Annotated in this window: 7 protein-coding genes; 5 read left to right on the top strand and 2 right to left on the bottom strand. The window is 35.3% G+C overall.

Annotated features, from left to right (window positions below; translation table 11 throughout):
* Positions 1-68: 68 nt before the first annotated feature.
* From nadA to J0383_RS21490, 3 genes are all read left to right on the top strand, one after another.
* Entirely contained in the window at positions 69-1,001 is a 933-nt protein-coding gene (gene nadA / locus J0383_RS21500) for a quinolinate synthase NadA (protein WP_207298747.1), read from the top strand.
* A 27-nt stretch (positions 1,002-1,028) separates the two neighbouring features.
* Positions 1,029-2,537: an L-aspartate oxidase gene (gene nadB / locus J0383_RS21495; RefSeq protein ID WP_207296000.1), complete on the top strand. Its 1,509-nt coding sequence runs from the start codon at positions 1,029-1,031 to the stop codon at positions 2,535-2,537.
* 197 nt (positions 2,538-2,734) lie between these two features.
* Positions 2,735-3,181: a CopD family protein gene (locus J0383_RS21490; RefSeq protein WP_207295999.1), complete on the top strand. Its 447-nt coding sequence runs from the start codon at positions 2,735-2,737 to the stop codon at positions 3,179-3,181.
* Positions 3,182-3,252: 71 nt separating this feature from the next.
* On the opposite strand, the gene J0383_RS21485 is transcribed toward J0383_RS21490, so the two are convergent.
* Positions 3,253-11,505 (bottom strand): T9SS type A sorting domain-containing protein, encoded by an 8,253-nt coding sequence (locus J0383_RS21485; RefSeq protein WP_239023142.1) that lies wholly within the window; start codon positions 11,503-11,505, stop codon positions 3,253-3,255.
* Positions 11,506-11,539: 34 nt separating this feature from the next.
* Complete coding sequence (locus J0383_RS21480) at positions 11,540-18,505, bottom strand: leucine-rich repeat domain-containing protein (protein ID WP_207295997.1); 6,966 nt, start codon at positions 18,503-18,505, stop codon at positions 11,540-11,542.
* A gap of 355 nt (positions 18,506-18,860) precedes the next feature.
* Between J0383_RS21480 and J0383_RS21475 the strand changes: the two genes are divergently transcribed.
* Positions 18,861-19,448 (top strand): TetR/AcrR family transcriptional regulator, encoded by a 588-nt coding sequence (locus J0383_RS21475; RefSeq protein ID WP_207295996.1) that lies wholly within the window; start codon positions 18,861-18,863, stop codon positions 19,446-19,448.
* A gap of 69 nt (positions 19,449-19,517) precedes the next feature.
* Positions 19,518-20,324, top strand: coding sequence for an SDR family NAD(P)-dependent oxidoreductase (locus J0383_RS21470; RefSeq protein WP_207295995.1), 807 nt, complete (start codon positions 19,518-19,520; stop codon positions 20,322-20,324).
* Positions 20,325-20,371: the final 47 nt, after the last annotated feature.

Below are 20,371 nucleotides of genomic sequence, written 5' to 3'. Positions count from 1 at the left end.
AAGAACATTCCAAAAACAAATAAAAATAAACCACAGTATTAGAAATGTGGAAAATGATGATTGAAGAGATGGATAAGAACTTTTTAGCACAGGAAATAATCCGATTGAAAAAAGAAAAGAATGCGGTTATTCTGGCTCACTATTATCAAGATGATGCCATTCAGTATGTAGCTGATTTTATTGGAGACAGTCTTGAATTAGCTAAAAAGGCTCAGAATACCAACGCTGCTATTATTGTTTTTGCCGGAGTGTATTTTATGGCTGAAACTGCCAAAATATTAAATCCTGACAAGAAAGTAATAGTACCAGATTGGGAAGCTGGATGTTCACTTGCGGATGGTTGTAGTCCTGAAGATTTTAAAGCATTTAAAGAAAAATATCCAGATCATGTGGTAGTTACTTACATAAATTGTTCTGCCGAAATAAAAGCTATGAGCGATTTAGTTTGTACTTCGGCAAATGCCAAAAGAGTAATCGGTTCTATTCCGGCTGATCAGAAAATTATCTTTGCTCCTGATCAAAATCTGGGGAATTACCTTCAAAAAGAAACCAAACGTGATTTTGTTCTCTGGAAAGGTTCTTGTGTGGTGCATGAGGCCTTTTCACTGGACAAACTTATTGAAATTTATACAAAAAATCCAACTGCAAAAATTGCAGCCCACCCGGAGTCTGAAAGTCATATACTGAAAGTGGCTCATTACATTGGCTCGACTTCGGGTATTATTAATTTTATTAAAACGGATCCTGCTGCCGTTTTCATTGTGGCTACAGAAGCCGGTATCCTTCATGAGCTTTCAAAAGCTGTACCTGAGAAGACACTGATTCCGGCTCCTTCCACAGAAGACAACAGCTGTGCCTGCAGCGAATGTGCTTTCATGAAAATGAATACACTCGAAAAATTGTACTGGTGCCTTAAAAATGAAAGTCCTGAAATATTGATTCAAGAAGATCTTAGGACTAAAGCGCTGAAACCTATAGAGAAAATGCTTGCCTTATCATAAATATACAATAACTCTAAATCAAATAACATGATTAAAACGGATATACTTATTATAGGTTCTGGTATTTCAGGATTATTTTTTGCTATGAAAACCGCAAAAAAACGTCCGGATTTATCAATTGTTATCATGACTAAAGAAAAGGCAAAAAACACCAATACACAGCTCGCTCAAGGTGGAATTGCAGTAGTAACTGATCTTATAAAAGACAGCTTTAACAAACACATACACGATACACTTCGTTCTGGAGGAGGCTTATGTGATAAAGAAGTTGTTAATATGGTGATTAAACAAGCTCCAGAAAGGCTTCAGGAATTAATTGATATTGGGACCATTTTTGACAAAAACGAAAAAGGCAGATGGGATTTAGGTCTGGAAGGCGGACATTCGCAGCACAGAATACTACATCACAAAGACAGTTCGGGATTGGAAATTGAGGAAAAGCTGCTTAAAATCATTAAGAAATTGCCCAATATTGAACTTCTGGAAAATCATATGGTGATTGATCTGAATACCGAAACCAAAAAGAATAAAACTATTTGTACGGGCGCTTTTTTTTATGAAAAAAAACATAACCGAATAAAATACATCAGAACACGAGCTATTGTACTGAGTACTGGAGGATGCGGACAACTTTTTGAAAACACGACAAATCCTAAAATTGCCACTGGCGACGGATTGGCTATGGCTGCACGTGCTGGAGCAGAAATTGTAGATATGCAGTATATTCAGTTTCATCCAACGGCTTTGGTTTCTAATGAAAATCCGTTGTTTCTAATTTCTGAAGCAGTGAGAGGTTTTGGTGCTCATATTGTAAACGAAGAAGGCAAACGATTTTTATTTAAATATGATATTCGAGGCGAATTGTCTACGCGAGATATGATATCTGATGCTATTAGTAAGGAACTTCAATTGACTGGAAAAGATCATGTTTACTTAGATTGCAGACATTTAAATACGGCTGAATTTTATGCACATTTTCCAATAATTGCGGGACATTGTAATGCATTGGGAATAAAACCAGAAAAAGATGTGATTCCGGTTGTTCCTGCAGCACATTATCAATGCGGAGGGATTAAAGTCGATCAAAACGGGGCAACTAAAATAAATAATTTATATGCTGTAGGCGAATGTGCCAGAACAGGACTTCATGGAAAAAATCGTCTGGCATCAAATTCTCTTCTTGAAGCTTTGGTTTTTGCACATCAGGCTTCAGAAAATATCGATAGAACAATTGCCGAATTTACTTTTTCAAGCAAAATATTAATTCCGAAGTTTCCTAAAGCAGAACAATCAAATGATTATCATGCATTTACGATTTTAAAGAAAGAACTTCAATCTCTCGTTACCGCTTTTTATACCAGCGAGGATCGCAATGCAGATCTGGCCATTCAAAAAATAGAAATGCTCAATAACACAGCTGCATCACTTATAGAAACTCATGAAATTACAATTCCATTTATAGAATTTTCAAATATGCTTGCTGTTGCACTTCTTATTATTAAACAATGTAAAGCATCTCAAAAAGAAATTTGCTGAGATTATTTTTTAATTGCTATCCCGTAAAAAAGATACAAAAATTTCAATCTGAATATTAAAAAGCCTGATTCATGATCGATTAATTGATTATGACGCGCCAGATTTAAAAGTCCTCCTGATACTTTTAAGTCATAACGTAATCAGGCTTATTTTTTCTGAATTTGATTTTGACACTGGGAATTTAAACCGAATTAACTATGGGCTTACACCACGTTATCCTCATCTTTCATCTTTTGGCTGCAGCAATTTGGGTTGGCGGACATTTACTGCTGAGTGTTTGTTATCTGCCAGCAGCTTTAAAAAAGAAAGATCCGCATATTATTCTCGATTTTGAGAAAAAGTTTGAAACACTTGGTATGTCGTCATTGGTTGTTTTAATTATAACCGGAATTTGGATGGCTTATGATTTCGGAGTCACCTTCGAAACCTGGTTCAGCTTTTCAGGTGGTTTTGAAAAAGTAATTTCAATTAAATTAATCTTGCTTTTCCTGACTTTCTTTTGTGCTGTATGTGCCCAATTTTATATAATCCCAAACCTAAATGAAACCAACATTAAGAAAATTGCTGCGATAATTTTATCTGTCACTGCAATTGGAATTACTATGCTTATTTTAGGATCTACGCTTCGTTACGGTGGGATTTGAACACAAGCCTTGTTTATATTTACAGAATTTATTATAAAAAAAGAGAGGTCATGTGACCTCTCTTTTGGTTATTACTTCACCAAGAATTTCGTTTTATAACTCTTATCTGCTTTTTGCAGGATTAAGAAATACATTCCTGAAGATTTTATATGGGTTTGGATTTCTTTTCTAACACTGTCTGTGATTGGCAGTTTATCGTGTTTGTAAACTGTTTTTCCGTTTACATCATAAATTGTTAGATTGAAAATTCCGTCATCGCCTGACAAAGTCATTGTGAAAGTTCCGTTGTTTGGAACCGGAGCAAGTACTAAACCATTTTTACCGAAGACAGGATTATCGTCTACAGATAAAGTGGCATCTACTTTTACATCTAACGATGTCGCTTTATCGCATAAAGCTGGCGTGCTGTAATTAAGCGTAATCGTCTGGTCTCCTTTTTCTGTCCATTTAACGGTAATTGTGTTATTGATTTTTTCTACGATTTCACCTCCGGTAACTGTCCAGCTGTAATCGGTCATAAAATCTGTTGCAGTATACGTTGTTATGGCATTAGAGTCTGTAATAAGCAATTCTCCAGTAATTGTCGCTGCATTATGTTCAAATGGCTGTACGGTTGCCCATACTGCTCCTTTACCTTGCAAACCACTTGATTTTTTATTCAGTTTTGTCAAGTCAACTCCAAATGAGTGGCTTCCGCTAAATGACTGAAGGTTTCCAATTTCAAACTCTTTATCTGATATTTTTTTGAATGTAATACCATCATTTGGAACCACAATTCCGCCTGATTTCACGATTACTTCGCTCTTCGTAAATCCAGATGCTGCAATTTCATCATCAAACTGAACTTTTAAAGCGTCGGTTTCAGAACAATCGTTGTTTAGGCTTAACGGCACTATTGTACAGTTTAAATCTACGATATCAATATACGCTTCTACTTTAGAAACATCACTTGCATTTCCGAATTCATCATAAGCGATAGCTTCAAAAGTATTTTTACCAGAGTAATCTTTAACCGAAATCAGAAGTTGTCCTGCGGTTTCCTGAGTCTTTTTGCTTACTAATGTTCTTCCTGTTGGCGTTACCACATACAATTCAACTGTTTGTTTATTTCCTGTTGTAGTAAGTGCAATCGATACATCGTTACCGGAAGTAATATTATCGGTTTGCGAAACTCCTCTGTCTGGCGTAATACGCATGTTTTGCGGTGCAGTTGGTTTTCCAAATTTCACTTCCCACATTGTGCTTGCACTTCCAGTTCCTAAATTACCAGAAAGATCTTTTAAAGCTGACTGGTCGACTACCAGTTTGTAACCACCTTCTGTCTGCGTATATTCTCCTAAACCAGAAATCAAGTAATGTAAATCATCTTGTTTTGTAACCGTTACGTTTGCATTTAGGTTTACACTTCCTTTGTAAAGCGTAATCCAGTTTTTGTCGAAACTGCTTACGGGTTTGTTTAGTGTTATCAACATGTCGGTCACGTTCTGACTGTTTACTGCTCCTTGGAATTTAGGCGTAAAGGTATCAATCTCCGGAATGGTAATATCTACTTTCCATTTTGTTGACTGTACAATTAATCCAAAAGTATTGTCTTCTGCTTTTATGGTTGGCAGATCAACTGAAAGTTCGTATTGTCCGCTTACTTTATTGTACTCGCTTAATCCTACGATTGTATATTTCAGATTATCTTCAGTAACAATCGAGATATTTTCAAGAGGCTGTCCGTTTAAAGTCAGCTTGTCTTTTGTAAACTGAATTGGTTTTACTGGTTTGTTAAACTGAATTTCAACGCTGTTTACTGCCTGCGCTTCAATTTGGTCTTTTTTGAATTGAACAATTCCTAATTCGCCTATAATCTGAATCCAAGAAACGGCTTTTCCTTCAACACCTTCATTGCCTTCTAAATCTTTGATTCCGGCACATTGAACGGTTAATTCATAGTAGCCTGAAGCAATTGACAATGTTTTAATATTTAGAACATAAGTGGAATCATTTACTTTTCCGATAAAACTGTCATCGAACGGAATTGTATTTCCTTGATGAATCAATTTAATATTCTGAGCTGTAAATGTATTCGGATCAATAGCTTTATTAAAGTTTACCTGAATCGATTCTACTGCTTTTGTAGTTGTCGATGGCAATTCTCCAAAAGATTCAACTCTTGGCACATTGTTATTTATTACTGCATAGTATAGAGTATATTTCTCTAATCCTGATATTTTATCTAAGAAATGAAGGTTGTTTTCATACCTTGGTTCTGCACCATCTCTTAAAGTCACAAAAGTCTGCCAGAAGTTTTCAATTGGCAATTCTAAATTATCACTTTGTCTTACTACTCTTTCTAATTTGTATTTATCAGAACCTGGATCTGCAATGTTTCCGTAATTCCAACCTGTTTTTGACGAATCCATAGTTAGGGTTGTCGTTAGTTTACTTGGCGAAATAGCATTAGAAACAGTTCCTGTTTTCACTTTATATACTTCGTCGCTTTCTCCGTTAGAATAGTAAATAGCATCTGGTGTGTCATGAATATCTACAAGATCATTCACTAAGAAATCATTTACATTGTCATGTCCGTCACCATAAGCTCTTACACTCTTAATCAATTCATGAACGTACGATGCTTTAATCAAACTTAGGTTTTTGTTTCCGTAACTGCTTAAATGTTTTATTTTAAGGTCGTATTCAACAAAATGTCCTAATAAAGTACTGGTAAACCACCATTGTCCTATAGCTGATTTTTGAGGTTCAATATTTCCGAAATCAACATTTAATAATCCTAATTGTTTTGGTTCATTATTTAAGTTACTTCCTACAATTTCAAAATCAATTAAAAGACCCTTTTTGTTTTCGATAATTTCTGGCTGAACAGATTCTACCTGAACATTTTTTGCTATTCCGTATCCTTCGTTTTTAATTAATAATGCCATTTCTGCTGGAACCATTGGTTCAACTTTTTCTGTAAGCGCATCATCTCCTAAAATATCACGCTGCATAAAATAATGCATTACTAAATCCGGACTTGGATTAACATCTAATGTTACTGGGTAAAGTTGTACACTAACTCTGTCTCCTGTATTTGGATCTAAATATGATAATGTACCTCCAAAAGAATATGATTTAGGTACTGTTGGCGCTGCATCTTTTGTTGGAATAAAAATCACTGTTCCAGATCCGCTAGTACTTGGACCAACTGTTCCTGTTCCACTTAAGAAAGCATCTTTGTTGATTTGGAACAAATGTGTCATGTCATTTCCTGCATCATCTTTTACTATTAAATCTAAATTTAGATCTTTAATCGTATTTGAATCACTTCCATTGTTTAATGTTAAAGTTCCTTCAAACGCTTCTCTCGTCATAGTGATTTTTTGAGAGAATTTAACTGTAACAGTAGCGCAAACCGAAGATTTGTTAGATCTGTCTTTGATATATTCATCAAGGTCTTTTAAATCTTTTTCATGCATTTCTGAAGCAGACATAAAACCTCTATCGCTTGTACGTTTAATTAATAAATCTCTTACTCTGTCATATTCATCAAGATCATTTTTATTGATGATATTTGGATATTCTGCATTCGGAACTTTAATATTTTTATTCCATGCTTCAAGGGTTTTGTTCCATCTATTACAGAAATTATCGATTTCTTGACTTGATATATCTGAAGCGGCCAGATTTATTTTAATTTTAGCAATGTCATCTGCCGAAAATGGTTTTCCAGTATCAACATTTACTGCTATTTGTTTTATAAAGTCATGAAAATTGGCACTTTCCAGTAATCGATCATTGCCTAAATAGGCCTTGACTCTATTTAAAGCTGCCTCCTGCCCATCTTTAATAATCTGCATATCGTTATACATCAGATCAATAAAATCTGTGCTGTTTGCTTTTCCGGTCATACTACCATAGCAAGTATAAAGTGCTGATGCTACCCCAACAGTACATCCTATAGGACCCGGTATACAAGAAGCTGCTGCAACTGCAACCCAGAATCCTGTGTTTGCTGTTGCAAGTGAAATCATACAGCTTGCTACCGCTGCAGCAGGTCCACCAAAACATCCTCCTGCAGCAGATGCTACAGAAACAAGACATGGATAATCACAAATAGTTGGAAGTGCTGTAACTATATTTCCAATTGCAGTTCCAATAGGAATTAATCCTCCAAAACCACCTCCATTGAAGTTTGGACTTCCTCCAGCAACTGGCGTACTTGGAGTATAACAAGTCAATTTGTAATAAGGTTTAAAAGCTGCTGCATCTTTTTCACTGTCGCAAACATAAGTTCCTTTTGTTATTAAGTTATAACTACAAATTTCACCGGCCATACTTTTTCCTGTTGAAGCTGTTCTTGTAATCAGAATTGGAACAATGATAGTTGACTTAGCATTTAACGCATCCATTTTTTCAATCATAAGCTTAAACTTATAATCTCCTTGGCTATCAACATTAAAAGTCACATTTGATAATGCAATTAATCCGTGGTTAGTAACGGTTGCGTAACTCATTCTGCTTTCGCCGACATTTAAGTCCAGTACTGGATTATCGATATCGATAACAATTACTGGTTTTGGTACGTTAGTTTCGAATTTAACTACTAAATCTGACTGGTATTCATCTGTAATTTCAGTTGGCTTAACAACCCATTCGTAACTAACCGCTTGATACGAAATGAATACTTTTTGTGTCGTTACTTTTCCTGGATCAACTAATATATTATTTTGATACGTATCGTGTTTGTCTGCTGTTACTGTAAGTGTGTAATATCCTTCTGGAATTTGTTCTGTATTGAATAATCCGTTTTCATCAGTTACTCCTTCAGCTATAACCGCACCAGAGAATGGGTGACGCACTACAACTTTTGCTCCTTTAACATGAGGCGCTTTTTCTGTGTTATAAGTATATTCGTCAACTACATCAACCTGCAATGAACCTTTTGATTCTGAAACGGTTTCAATTCTAAAAGGTACTGCTACTCCACCTCCGTTCTGTGGATTTAAAGCTAAATTACCTGTCAATGGTACATTCAATTGCTGCTTATCAGTTGGAACTAATTCTAAAATTACTTTTATAGTTTCGTTTGGAGCAATTTTTTCAATTACAAGAGCACTTTTCAGTTTCATCCATTCCATATTTGGAACTTCAACTTTTACATTTTCAGCATTTATAGCTCCTGTATTGGTTACTGCAAATTCATAAAAACGAGAGCTTCCTTTAATCATCGTTGTATTGATGCTTACTGGATTTACAGCTAGTTTTGGCGTTTGTGCTTTGGCATGATAATACGCTAAAACAGCTAGTTTTGCTCCTTCATTTGATACAATGTTGAAATTAATGCTGTAGTATTTTTGTTCTGTAGATGGTGTTTCGGCTAGTATTGTATAATTCAAAATAGCTTCTTGTCCAGCTGCCAATGTTAATGGATCTGTTTGAATTGTAAATCCGGCATCGGCTGGTAATTCTATTTTTACATTTGTTAAAGGCGTTTTACTGTTGTTTTTTAACTTAAATTCACCTTTGTAAGGAACTTGTGTCACAACATCCCATTTTAAATAATCTGCCGGTTTGTTAGTCCATTCAAAACCAACAATATCAAATTGTGCTTGTACTGCATTTGTAGTTCCGGGATAACCTGCGCTTACCGTATAATGACCACTTTCTGCCTGTAACGGTTCGAAGTTATAAACGAAGTTTCCAGAGGCGTTTGTTTGTACTTTAAAAGCACGTGAAAAGCCTTCGTTGATAATAATGATTTCGACATCTTTATTAGCTGCTGGAGAATTATTTGTCAATTTAGCCGATCCTGTAATCGCAACCACTTCACCAGATTTGTATACTGCTTTAGAAACTGCCGCTGTCGCTGAATAACTTGAATTCAGTTTGATTGCTGCAAAAGATTCATTGTTGGTGTATGACAATTCACTTACTTTCTGATCTGCATTTACAGCGGCTACTAAGAAATAATCACCAGCCTGCTGTGGAAGTCTGATTGATTTTACAAAATCCAGTTTCTTGCCCGATTCAATATCTTTATCAATTTGAAAAGATGTAATCAGTGTGGCATTTTTAGTGGTTTTATCTTTTGATAAGTAATATTCGATTTTTGTCCCTTTTGCCAAAAGCGCAAATCCTTGATTGGTGATCGAAGTCGTAACTTCAACAACATCATCTCCATTCGCTTGAGCTACTGTTTTTACCGAATTAACAATGGCATCTGGTTTATTTTGATCGGTTACTAAAATCCAAGCAAAACCAGAACTGAAATTATCTGCTTCAGCTTGAATACGAACGGTTTGATCTCCTGTTTTTGTGGCATCGATAATCGTATTAACATCTACGTCAACACTTTCTTGTCCTATTGCAATTTTTACGGTTGCAGGAATAGAAACAATAGTAGGAGCGTCAGATGAAAGCTTAACCGTAATTTCTGTCGATTTGTCTACCGTGTTTCTGGCAATGGTTATTTTAGACGCTTTTTCTACTCCTGCTTTGACAGTCGACGGATTGGCTTTTACATTTAAAGCAGGACCATTGCTGTCTAAAACAGTAATATTTTTACTTAAAGCACTACCGTTTGCTCCGGCTGGAAGAGTACAATTACAAGAAGAAATATATACTTCTGCCGTAACACCAACCGTTTTAGTTCCATCAACAATACCGTTATTTACTGCTCCAATATTGAATCGTTTCTGATTAACATTCGCAGGAAAATCAATAGTTTCCGGCAAAATCAAAGCATTGGCCACACTCGCTTTTAAACGAATATTAGTGCTGATTTCTGGTTTGCTTACGCGTTTAATTGTGGCATAAGTAGCGTAAACTCCATCAGCTTCTGAAATGGTCTGCGGACTAATTTCTAATTCAAAAGCTGGGACGTTTGAACTTTTAATGGTAATGTCTGTATTTCCCGCCTGAAAACCTTCGGCTCTTAAAGTCAGCTTACCAACAACGGTTGGTTCTGGAACTCCGTTATTTTTAACCGTAATGGTAAAAGAAGTCGTTTTGCTTCCTGAAGGAAGAATAACTTCTGTTGGAACTGTCCAACGTGAACTTTGATCTGCTGTAATAACAAACTTAGTATCTCTTGTTTTAGCAAAATCAGTTGATACATTCACGGTTATTGTTTCGCCGTCTGTTACTGAAATTTTTGATGGTGTTAAAGTAATAACCGAGAATTCGTTATCTATAATTTCGATGTTTTCTGAAACTGCTGTGTAATCATTTCCTGAAACCGAAAGATTTACGGTTCTGTTTCCGTCATTTACCGTATTATCAATTGTTTTGATGTAGAAAACAACCGAAGACTGATCTTTTAAGATTTTTACATTCGCATCAAATTGTAACTGCGAAGCCAGAGAAGCTGCAAGTGCATACGTTTTGTCTGCGCTTCTGTCCCCGCTTTGTGTTAAAGTAGCGCGGATAACTTCTGTTGAATTCTCATCAATCGTTTTTTTATCTAAAACCAAATACAGTTTTTTCTCTAATAGAATACTTCCTGTCGCTGTTACTTTATTATTGGTTTTTAATTCTTCTGGTTCTTTTACAGAAGTATTGGCAATTAGATTGATTCTCACTTTTACGTTGCCTTCAATTCCTAATACTTTTGGAAGATTAAATACAGCGCTTCGGCTTACAGATTTCTTTTTGTCTAAATCTTCATTATACGAAACGGTACCCAAATTGTATTCGATTCCGGTTTGATCCGAAACAATACTGATTTGCTCAATCCATCCGCCAGAAGCGATACGATCGCCAATATTATCAACTGACCATGAAAGGGAAATTTTACCTTCTGGAGAAATTTTAGATTCGGTTGCAGCAATTCCTGAAACGGTTAAATCCGGAAATTGTGCCGGAGCAATTGTCAATTTTCCATTTACATGGTTTGAACCAATATCGGTTGCATTTTTAGAACTTAAAACTACTCCGGACAAATCTAAATTATGGGTTTGTCCCGAAGTATAATTTAAAGGAATTTCTATCGGAATTTGCAATACAGTTCCGTTGTTTCCTTTAAAAGGTGTGCTGGTCATCGAAAGAATAATAAAGTGATAGTTTCTTGGATTATTCTTTTCAATGTTCACATAAACAGCATGATCGCCTTTTCGGCTTTCGATAATTTTGCTGTCTTTTTCGCTTACGATCAATCCCTGCGGAAGGGTTAATGTAAACTCGGCTCCCACTACTTCATCGGCATTAGCCAAATCTATTGAAATCACCGATTTGTCTCCGGGACCTGCTGATACGTCTAATACTTTTAAACTATTCTGTGCATAGAGAAATGTCCCTAAAAATAGGAAGATAAAGACCAGAAAAGGTTTTATTTTCATTGTTTTTAATTCGTGTGGTATCATTATAAATCGTTTATTGTATTAACATTTTTCCTTTAAAAGTCACAAGCCCTGATGAAAGCTGGGTTTCTATCGTGTAGATATATACCCCAGATGCCATTTCGTTTCGTTTGAAGGAAAGTTCATGGTTTCCTTCAGACGTTTCAAGATTCGATTGTGTGCGGACTAATCTTCCCTGAGAATCAAAAACTTTTAAGACTGCTTTTGATGCATTTTCTGGTAAATAATATTTGATTACCGTAGTGTCTGTAAATGGATTTGGATAATTTAAAAGAGATGTTATTTTCGCTGCTGGATCATTATCGTCAACTCCTAAGTTTTTCTGCGTTATGGTATAACTTAATTCTTGAGCTTGCTGATTTGAAAGTAAAGCCGAAACAATATTTGTTTTCGAAGACACTTTGGCAACAGCTTGTTTTCCAAAAAGCGAATTATTCATTGAGAATCCAACGATACTCACTTCTCCGTTACGCTCTCCAACTGAAGCTGTAAAACCAATATCTGAAAGCAATTCTTTAATCTCTGATTTGCTAACGTCTTTTAAACGAATATCAAAACTTGATGCCGAAGCTGACTGATTGTCGATATACAATACATCATCTTCAATACTCAATACAACATCTGAAGAACTTTCTAATGTTGGACGTTTTGTATTGGCTGGTTTTTCAAGTGTTCCCGACTGAATTTTATTAATCAAAGCGATAATATCCAGTACATTCAGGTTTTGATCTTTATTGATGTTGGCCGCACCAAAGTTGAAAAAGTTTGGTTTCTGACCTAACATATAGTTCAATGATGACTGAATATCCAGAATGTTTACAATTCCGTCTAAATTAGAATCTCCTTCTCTATACGTAATGGTGTATGTTAAAACGCTGTTTCTGGCTGCACCAGCAATTTGTCTCAATTCTAATGTTTGGTTGTTTGGCACATTCCATTCGCTGAAAATACTCGTTAGTTTTAGACCTTCTCCAGAAACGGTTACGGTTTGGAAATACTCTTTCAGCGTCATATTGTACGACTGAGAGGTATTGAACAGCGAATTGGTATGATCGTAACGATTGATTTTATTGTCTTTTAAAACGGCATTTAGTGTCAAAGGCAATTCTCCTAAATTGATTTTCTGACGATCAATTTTAAAGTTTACTGAAACTGCAAAAGCAGCATCGATTCCTGTTAATGCATTTTCTGAAAGATCAACTGTTTTAAGTTTTGTAATTTTCGAAACACTTTCAGGAATTGATCCCGTTAATTTGTTGCGGGTTAAATTTAGGTTTTGCAATTCCGTAAACTTTCCTAATTCTGAAGAAATGTTTCCAGTTAAATTATTATCTGGAAGGTTGATTGAAACAACATGTCCGTCATTTGTTGTAACACCTTTCCATTTTTTCTCATGCAGATTGTTTGATGAAATGTCCCAAGGTTCTTTCCATCCAGTTCCTCCTGCACTTTGAAAGAAAGCCACTAAAGCGTTATATTCTGCAGCAATTAATGGTGTTTCAGAACCATCAGCAATTCCTTTAAATTGTAAATAAGTTCCTTGCGATGTTCCGTTTTTCTGCCAAATCGTAATTTTTGCTCCTGCTGGAATGCTTGAAACAGAAATATTTGGAAATGTTATCGCATTGTCAACTGCTGTTGCTTCAGAAATTTTAAAATTGTTTGCCTGTAATTCAAACTGGTATTTACCGCTGTAATCCTGTGCTGCATCATTATAAGAAGCAATAGCCGGAATATCGACATTTATTTCGTCGCCTTTTAAATATAAATATTCATCTTTTGCAATTACTTGACCTCTTAAGTTTACATACACGTTGGCTGTATTATAGGTAAATGGTTTTTCTAATGAATCAAAACCGTTGTTTGATAAATCAATCTGCTCGATGTTTTCAAATTCATTTAAATGTCCCGGAATCGTTCCTTTGTATAAGTTTCCAGAAATAGAGAATTTTTTCAAACCAGAAATGCCATATAAAATCGGAATGGTACCGCTGAATTTATTGGACTGAACGTTTAATGTTTTCAAATTCGTCAGTTTTCCTAAATCTGCTGGAAGCGATCCTTCAATAGCGTTTGATTGAAGATTTAAAGTTTCCAAATATGTCAGGTTTGATAATTCAGCTGGAAGTGTTCCAGATAAATTATTGGCAGCAAGACTTAACGAAACTACGTGTCCTTCTTTTGTTCCAACTCCATACCAGCTAACTTCATGGAGTTTGTTTTGCGAAATATCCCATTTCTGAGTCCACTGTGCTCCGTTTGTGCTGTTGTAGATTTTCTTCAAAATTTCGAATTCTTCGTCAGTTAACGGTTTTCCAAAAACAACTTGCGTGTAATTAATTGAAGTTTGCTGAGCCGTTCCATCATTCTGAACAATTCTAATTTGATCCGTCAATTTAATTCCGTACAAAGCAATATCCTTGAATACTAATTTTCCTTCGGCGTTTGAATAATTCGACGTTTTGTTTACACCATTGATGTAAAGTGTAAAATAGTTTTTGTTATTGATAACGCCACCATTTGCATTAAATAGGAAAGTCGACATTACCGGAAGGTTGATAACCAATTCGTTTGCTCCCACTTCGATAGTTGGAATGGTAATCGTTTGATATGAAAAATCAACCGTTTTTAAAAGTGGTAAATGTACCAACGCTTCATCAGCATCTTCAATGTTGTTATTATTCAGATATAGTGTTTTTAACGATTGAAGTTTACTCCATGAAGAGGTTATTTTGCCTTTTAATTTCGTATATCTTAAATCAAGCACTTCAAGAGCTTCTAATCCAGAAATAACGTTTAAATCTGTTGTGCTTAAATCTTTTGAATAATTTCCGCCATAAAGTGAAAGGTTTTTCAAATATTTTAAATTGCCAAAAGATGCCGGAATTGCTCCCGAAACATTGTAATTGTTATTCAGGTTCAATCCTGTTACGTGTCCGTTTTGGATACTTACTCCGTACCAAGCGCCTTCGTGCAAATTATTAGTCGAAACATTCCATTTGTTGTTCCAGCTGGCTCCGTTCATGGCGTTGTAAAAATCAACTAAAGCCTGATATTCAATATCTGAAACTTTTGGCTGATCTACTTTTACATTGGTAAAATACACTCTTGAATCGTACGATGATTGTCCTGCATTATCATAATCTTGATACAAATACAATTCATCTCCGGTTCGCAAAGAAGCCAGATAATCTGCTGGAATGGTAATCGTTCCGTCGCCTGCTACTCTAAGTGTGTTTCCTACTTGATTTCCATTAATAAATAATCGAAACGGTCTTTGTGCCGAAAAATCATTTAATGCTCTGTTGTAAAGCATTGAATTTGGAAGGTTGCTTACTTTTACATCTACACCTTCGTATAAAAAGTTTTCTACACTGATGTTTTGAGAGGTTATTTCTAATGAAACCTGATTCGACAATAATCCTTTAATATCTGAAACTTTATTGTACGAAAGGTTTAGAGTTCTTAAAGTGGTTATTTTTGCTAAATCTTTAATTAAAACTTCAACTTGATTGTTGTACATATTTAAAGTTACCAGAGAAGTTAGATTTCCGGCAGAAACTGGAATGGCTTTGATCTGGTTGTACGATAAGTTTGCGGTTACTAAACTCTCCATCCCGCCAAAAGCTTCTGGAAGAGCTGTAATAGCATTCGAATCCAGATATACTGTTTTCAGCTTTTTAAGTTTTCCCCAAGATTCTGGAAGTGCTCCTTTTATTTTGGTGTATCTTAAATCTAAAAATTCAAGTGATTCCAATTCAGAAAGAACGCCTAAATCTGTTGTGCTTAAATCTTTTGAATAATTTCCGCCATAAAGCGAAAGGTTTTTCAAGTATTTTAAATCACCAATCGATGCTGGAATCACTCCCGAAACATTGTAATTATTATTCAGGTCAAGTCCGGTAATGTGGCCGTTCTCGATACTGATTCCGTACCAGCCGCCTTCGTGTAAATTATTGGTCGAAACATCCCATTTATTATTCCAGTTGGCACCATTCATTACGGTGTAAAAATCAACTAAAGCCTGATATTCTTCGTCAGGAATCTGTGGAAGATTGATTTTGATATTGGTAAAAAATACTCTCGAATCGTATGAATTTCCATATACACCGTCATATTGCTGATACAAATACAATTCGTCTCCTGTTTTTAATGAAGAAAGTAATGATGCTGGAATAGTAATACTATTGTCTGCTGCCATTACCAAATCAGTTGCGACCTGGTTTCCTCTTAAAACCAAATTGAACTTTCTTAGAGAAGAGAAATCATTTTTGTTTCGATTATACGAAAGCATATTGGGCAGGTTTTCGACTTTTACATCGGTACCTTCATAAAGTATGTTATCAATATTTATATTTTGAGAATTTAAATCCAGATTTATCTGAGTGTTCAAAAGTCCTTCGATTTTAGAAACTCGGTTGCTTGAAAGTCCAACTGTTTTTAAAGTTGGTATATTTTCAAGTTCTTTAATCAGGGTTTCAATTTTATTATAAGCCAGATTTAAAGTTTCTAATTTCGTCAGATTTCCTATTGATACCGGCAGTGCTGTAATTTGGTTTGAAGTAGCTTCAAAAAATACCAAAGATTCCATTTCGCCCATAGTATCTGGCAAAGTGGTAATACTGTTGTTGCTTAAATAAACTGTTTTTAATTTTTTCAATTTATTCCATGAAGACGGAATCGTTCCTGAAATACTAGTCGATCTTAAGTCTAATCTTTCTAAAGCATCTAAATTTGAAAATACATTTAAATCTGTTGTGCTTAAATTTTTACCATAATATCCGTAAAGCGAAAGATTTTTAAGGTATTTTAAATTCCCGAAAGAAGCCGGAATTGCTCCCGAAACACTGCTTGTATAGGTAAGGTCTAATCCGGTAATGTGACCGTTTTCGATACTTACACCATACCAAGCACCTTCGTGTAAATTATTAGTCGAAACATCCCATTTATTATTCCAGTTTGCCCCTCCCATGGCATTGTTGAAATCTACTAAAGCTTGATATTCTGCATCTGGGATTTTTGGCTGATCTACTTTTACATTTACAAAATATACTCTCGAATCGTATGAAATATTTCCTGATCCTGAGTCATACTGTAAATACAAGAAAAACTGATCTCCTGTTTTTAAAGTCGAAAGATAGGCCGCAGGAACGGTAATACTTCCGTCGGCTGCCATTGTAATATTGCTTCCTATTTGATTTCCGCCTACATAAACGGCAAATTGTCTTCTGGCAGAAAAATCATTTTGGTTTCGGTTGTAATTTACTATCGATGGTAACGACAGAATCACAACATCGGCTCCGGTATAAACCAAACCTTCAACGTTAACACTTTGCGTGTACAAATCAAGGTTCACCTGATTACTAAGCAAAGCTGCAACATTTGATATTCGGTTAGTTGAAAGATTCAAAGTTTTTAACGTTGCAATATTTTCCAGTTCTTTTATTACTGCTTCGATCTGGTTATACGATAAATTTAAAGTGGTTAGATTCGCCAGATTACCAATTGAAGCTGGAATACTTTTAATTTGATTTGAAGAGGCATCGAAAGAAACGAGACTTTCCATTTCACCAATCGTTTCTGGCAAAGCTGTAATTGCGTTGTTTCCTAGATTAACTGATTTTAGTTTTTTTAATTTACTCCAAGAAGACGGAATGGCTCCTGTTGTATTGCTTGATCTCAAATCTAAAGTTTCAAGAGACTGCAGTTCTGAGTACACATTTAAATCAGTACTACTTAAGTTTTTATTGTAATATCCGTAAAGTGAAAGATTTTTAAGATATTTCAAATTCCCGAAAGAAGCCGGAATAGAACCCGTTACGCCACTTGTGTATGTAAGATCCAAACCAGTTACGTGTCCGTTTTCGATGCTTAAACCTGTCCAAGCTCCTTCGTGAAGATTATTTTCGTTTGTGTCCCATTTATTGTTCCAGTTTGCCCCGCCCATAGCGTTGTAAAAATCAACCAAAGCCTGATATTCAACATTTGAAACTACGGCCTGATTTACTTTTATATTGGTAAAATAAACGTTGCTGTAATGCGCAGTCGCAGCATTTCCGTCATATTGAAGGTACAAATACACCTCATCTCCATTTTTTATACTTGACAAATAAGATGCAGGAATCGTAACACTGCCATCCTGAGCAACTGTAATATAACTTCCAATTTGAGAACCTCTTACGTAAAGAGAAAGCTGTCTTTTAATCGAAAAATCACTGCTTGCTTTATTGTAATAGACGATATTAGGCAAATTGTCTATCTTTAAATCAATTCCTTTATACACAATGTTTGCCAGGCTGATGTTTTGATAATACAAATCAAGACTTACCTGATTTCCCAGCAAACCCACAATAGTCGAAATCTTGTTATTGGATAAACTTAGCGATCGTAAAGCCGTTAAGTTTTCAAGTTCTTTGATAAGAACTTGTATCTGATTTTGTGATAAATCTACAGTAACAAGACTTTCCATTTGTCCAAATTCTGCCGGAAGTGCTGTAATAGCATTGTTGCTTAAATAAAGTGTTTTCAGCTTTTTTAACTTGGACCACGATGCAGGAATTGCTCCTTTCACCTTGCAATATCTCATATCTAAAGTTTCCAAAGCTTCTAATCCAGAAAGCGAACCCAGATCTGCGGCACTGAAATCTTTTCCATAACTTCCGCCATAAAGAGAAAGTGTTTTAAGGTATTTTAAATTCCCGAAAGAAGCTGGAATTGTACCAGAAATATTACTCGTTCCAGAAAGATCAATACCAGTAACGTGTCCGTTTTCGACCGTTACTCCGTACCACGCTACTTCGTGCAGGTTATTTTCTCTGGTATTCCATTTGTTATTCCAGTTTGATTCACCCGCAGCTTTGTAAAAATCTACTAAAGCCTGATATTCTGAATCCGGAATGGGAATATTTAGAGTATTGCCGGCAAAAAGAGAAAGACTGCTAAAAAACCATAGCAATCCAAAAAGTAGTTTTTTATCCATAGATAATTTTTTAGATAGACAATATTTTGAAAGTAAATTCGTTTTAAAAAAGCAGCGTAAAAGTAGGAAAAACACAGCGGTATTTCTGATTAAACAAAAGTTAACAAATTTTAAATATTTGATTATCAATTACATGAATTATAAAATTACCTGTTTACAGGTAGGATTTATCTGTAGTAAATAGATATACAGACCGCACATATTTTATCTATAAATACTTATCAAAAAGCCTTATTTTACTCTGATTGAGGCATAATTCTTCTTTCTTCAACAAAAAAAGTGTTTAAAAAATATTGCATTTAATTTGTATATATGACCAATCGGTCATATATTTGCATCGTAAATACTACCACTCATGACAAAAGGTGAAGAAACCAGACAATTTATTTTAGAAAAAGCCGCTCCTATTTTTAATACAAAAGGAATTGCAGCTACTTCTATGAGCGATATTATGGAGGCGACCAAATTGTCTAAGGGAAGCATGTATGTTCATTTTGAAAATAAAGAAGTTTTAGCCTGCGCCGCAGTAGATCATAATATGAAAATACTGAGCAGTAAATTAGAAAATAAAGTAAATTCAGGGAGTACTTCTCAAGAAAAACTGTTTGCTTACATTGACTTTTTCAGCAATCCGTTAGCTTCTCCGGTTACTGGTGGTTGTCCGCTCTTGAACTTTGGAACGGAAGCTGATGATACCAACCCAATCGTAAAAGAAAAAGTAAACAATGCTATCAAACGCGGACAACAACTTTTGACTTCTATTATTGAAAAAGGGATTGCAGACGGAGAATTTAAACCTGAATGGAATGCAGCTGAATTTGCCACCATGCTATTTGCCATGCTCGAAGGCGGACATTTAATGTCTAGAGTTTCAGGCAGTAATGACAAAATGAAAGTCATTACCCAGGCCCTTAAAAAAATAATTATCCAAAACAGCATCTAATTTTTTTTACCATAAAAATGACCGATCAGTCATATTTAAAATTTAATAATAACTATAAAAACAAACACAATGTCAAAAACAATTTTAATTACCGGAGCATCAAAAGGATTTGGAAGAGCCTGGACAGAAGCTTTTTTAGCAAAAGGATATAACGTAGCTGCAACTGCAAGAAACGTGAATACATTAAACGATTTAAAAGAACAATATGGAAATGCTGTTTTAACGCTTTCACTTGATGTAGACAATCGTGCACAATCACTTGAAGTTGTAGAAAAAGTAAAACAACATTTTGGAACTATAGACATCTTGATTAACAATGCTGGATATGCACTTACAGGTGCAATTGAAGAAGCAAACGAACAAGAAGCCAGAGCACAGTTCGAAACTAATTTCTTTGGAACTTTATGGCTTACTCAAGCGGTACTTCCCATTATGAGAGCACAAAAAAGCGGTCATATCATTCAGGTTTCATCGATTTTAGGAGTTGGAACTTTGCCAACAATGGGACTTTACAACGCTTCAAAATTTGCAATTGAAGGATTAAGTGAAACTTTGGCAACAGAAGTAAAAGCCTTTGGGATCAATGTTACTTTAGTAGAACCAAACGGTTACGAATCAAACATTTGGCATACTGGAATAAGCAGTGAAAGCAATCCTGTTTATGATGGTTTAAGAAAAGCTTTTGCAGAAGGAGAAACTTCTTTTGGAAAAGTAGCGGCAACAGTTCCAGCAATTGTAAAATTAGTGGAAACAGAAAATCCTCCTTTGAGACTGCTTTTGGGAAAAGTGGCACTTCCTTTCGTAAAACAACACTACGAACAAAGATTGGCAAATTGGGAAAAATGGAACGATGTTTCTGTTGAAGCTCATGGATAATTCCAACTTATGTAATAAAAAAGGCAGTCTAAAAACTGCCTTTTTTT

Origin of the sequence: Flavobacterium endoglycinae, assembly GCF_017352115.1 — a bacterium.
Taxonomy (GTDB): Bacteria; Bacteroidota; Bacteroidia; order Flavobacteriales; family Flavobacteriaceae; genus Flavobacterium; species Flavobacterium endoglycinae.
The sequence above is the reverse complement of the archived record's forward strand: the minus strand, read 5'-3'. Positions and strand labels throughout refer to the sequence as shown.

What these genes read in the sequence shown, in the direction of transcription:
- nadA (WP_207298747.1), top strand. Translation starts at nt 69, where the DNA reads ATGGATAAGAACTTTTTAGCACAGGAAATAATCCGATTGAAAAAAGAA.
- nadB (WP_207296000.1), top strand. Translation starts at nt 1,029, where the DNA reads ATGATTAAAACGGATATACTTATTATAGGTTCTGGTATTTCAGGATTA.
- J0383_RS21485 (WP_239023142.1), bottom strand. Translation starts at nt 11,505, where the DNA reads ATGAAAATAAAACCTTTTCTGGTCTTTATCTTCCTATTTTTAGGGACA.
- J0383_RS21470 (WP_207295995.1), top strand. Translation starts at nt 19,518, where the DNA reads ATGTCAAAAACAATTTTAATTACCGGAGCATCAAAAGGATTTGGAAGA.
- J0383_RS21490 (WP_207295999.1), top strand. Translation starts at nt 2,735, where the DNA reads ATGGGCTTACACCACGTTATCCTCATCTTTCATCTTTTGGCTGCAGCA.
- J0383_RS21480 (WP_207295997.1), bottom strand. Translation starts at nt 18,505, where the DNA reads ATGGATAAAAAACTACTTTTTGGATTGCTATGGTTTTTTAGCAGTCTT.
- J0383_RS21475 (WP_207295996.1), top strand. Translation starts at nt 18,861, where the DNA reads ATGACAAAAGGTGAAGAAACCAGACAATTTATTTTAGAAAAAGCCGCT.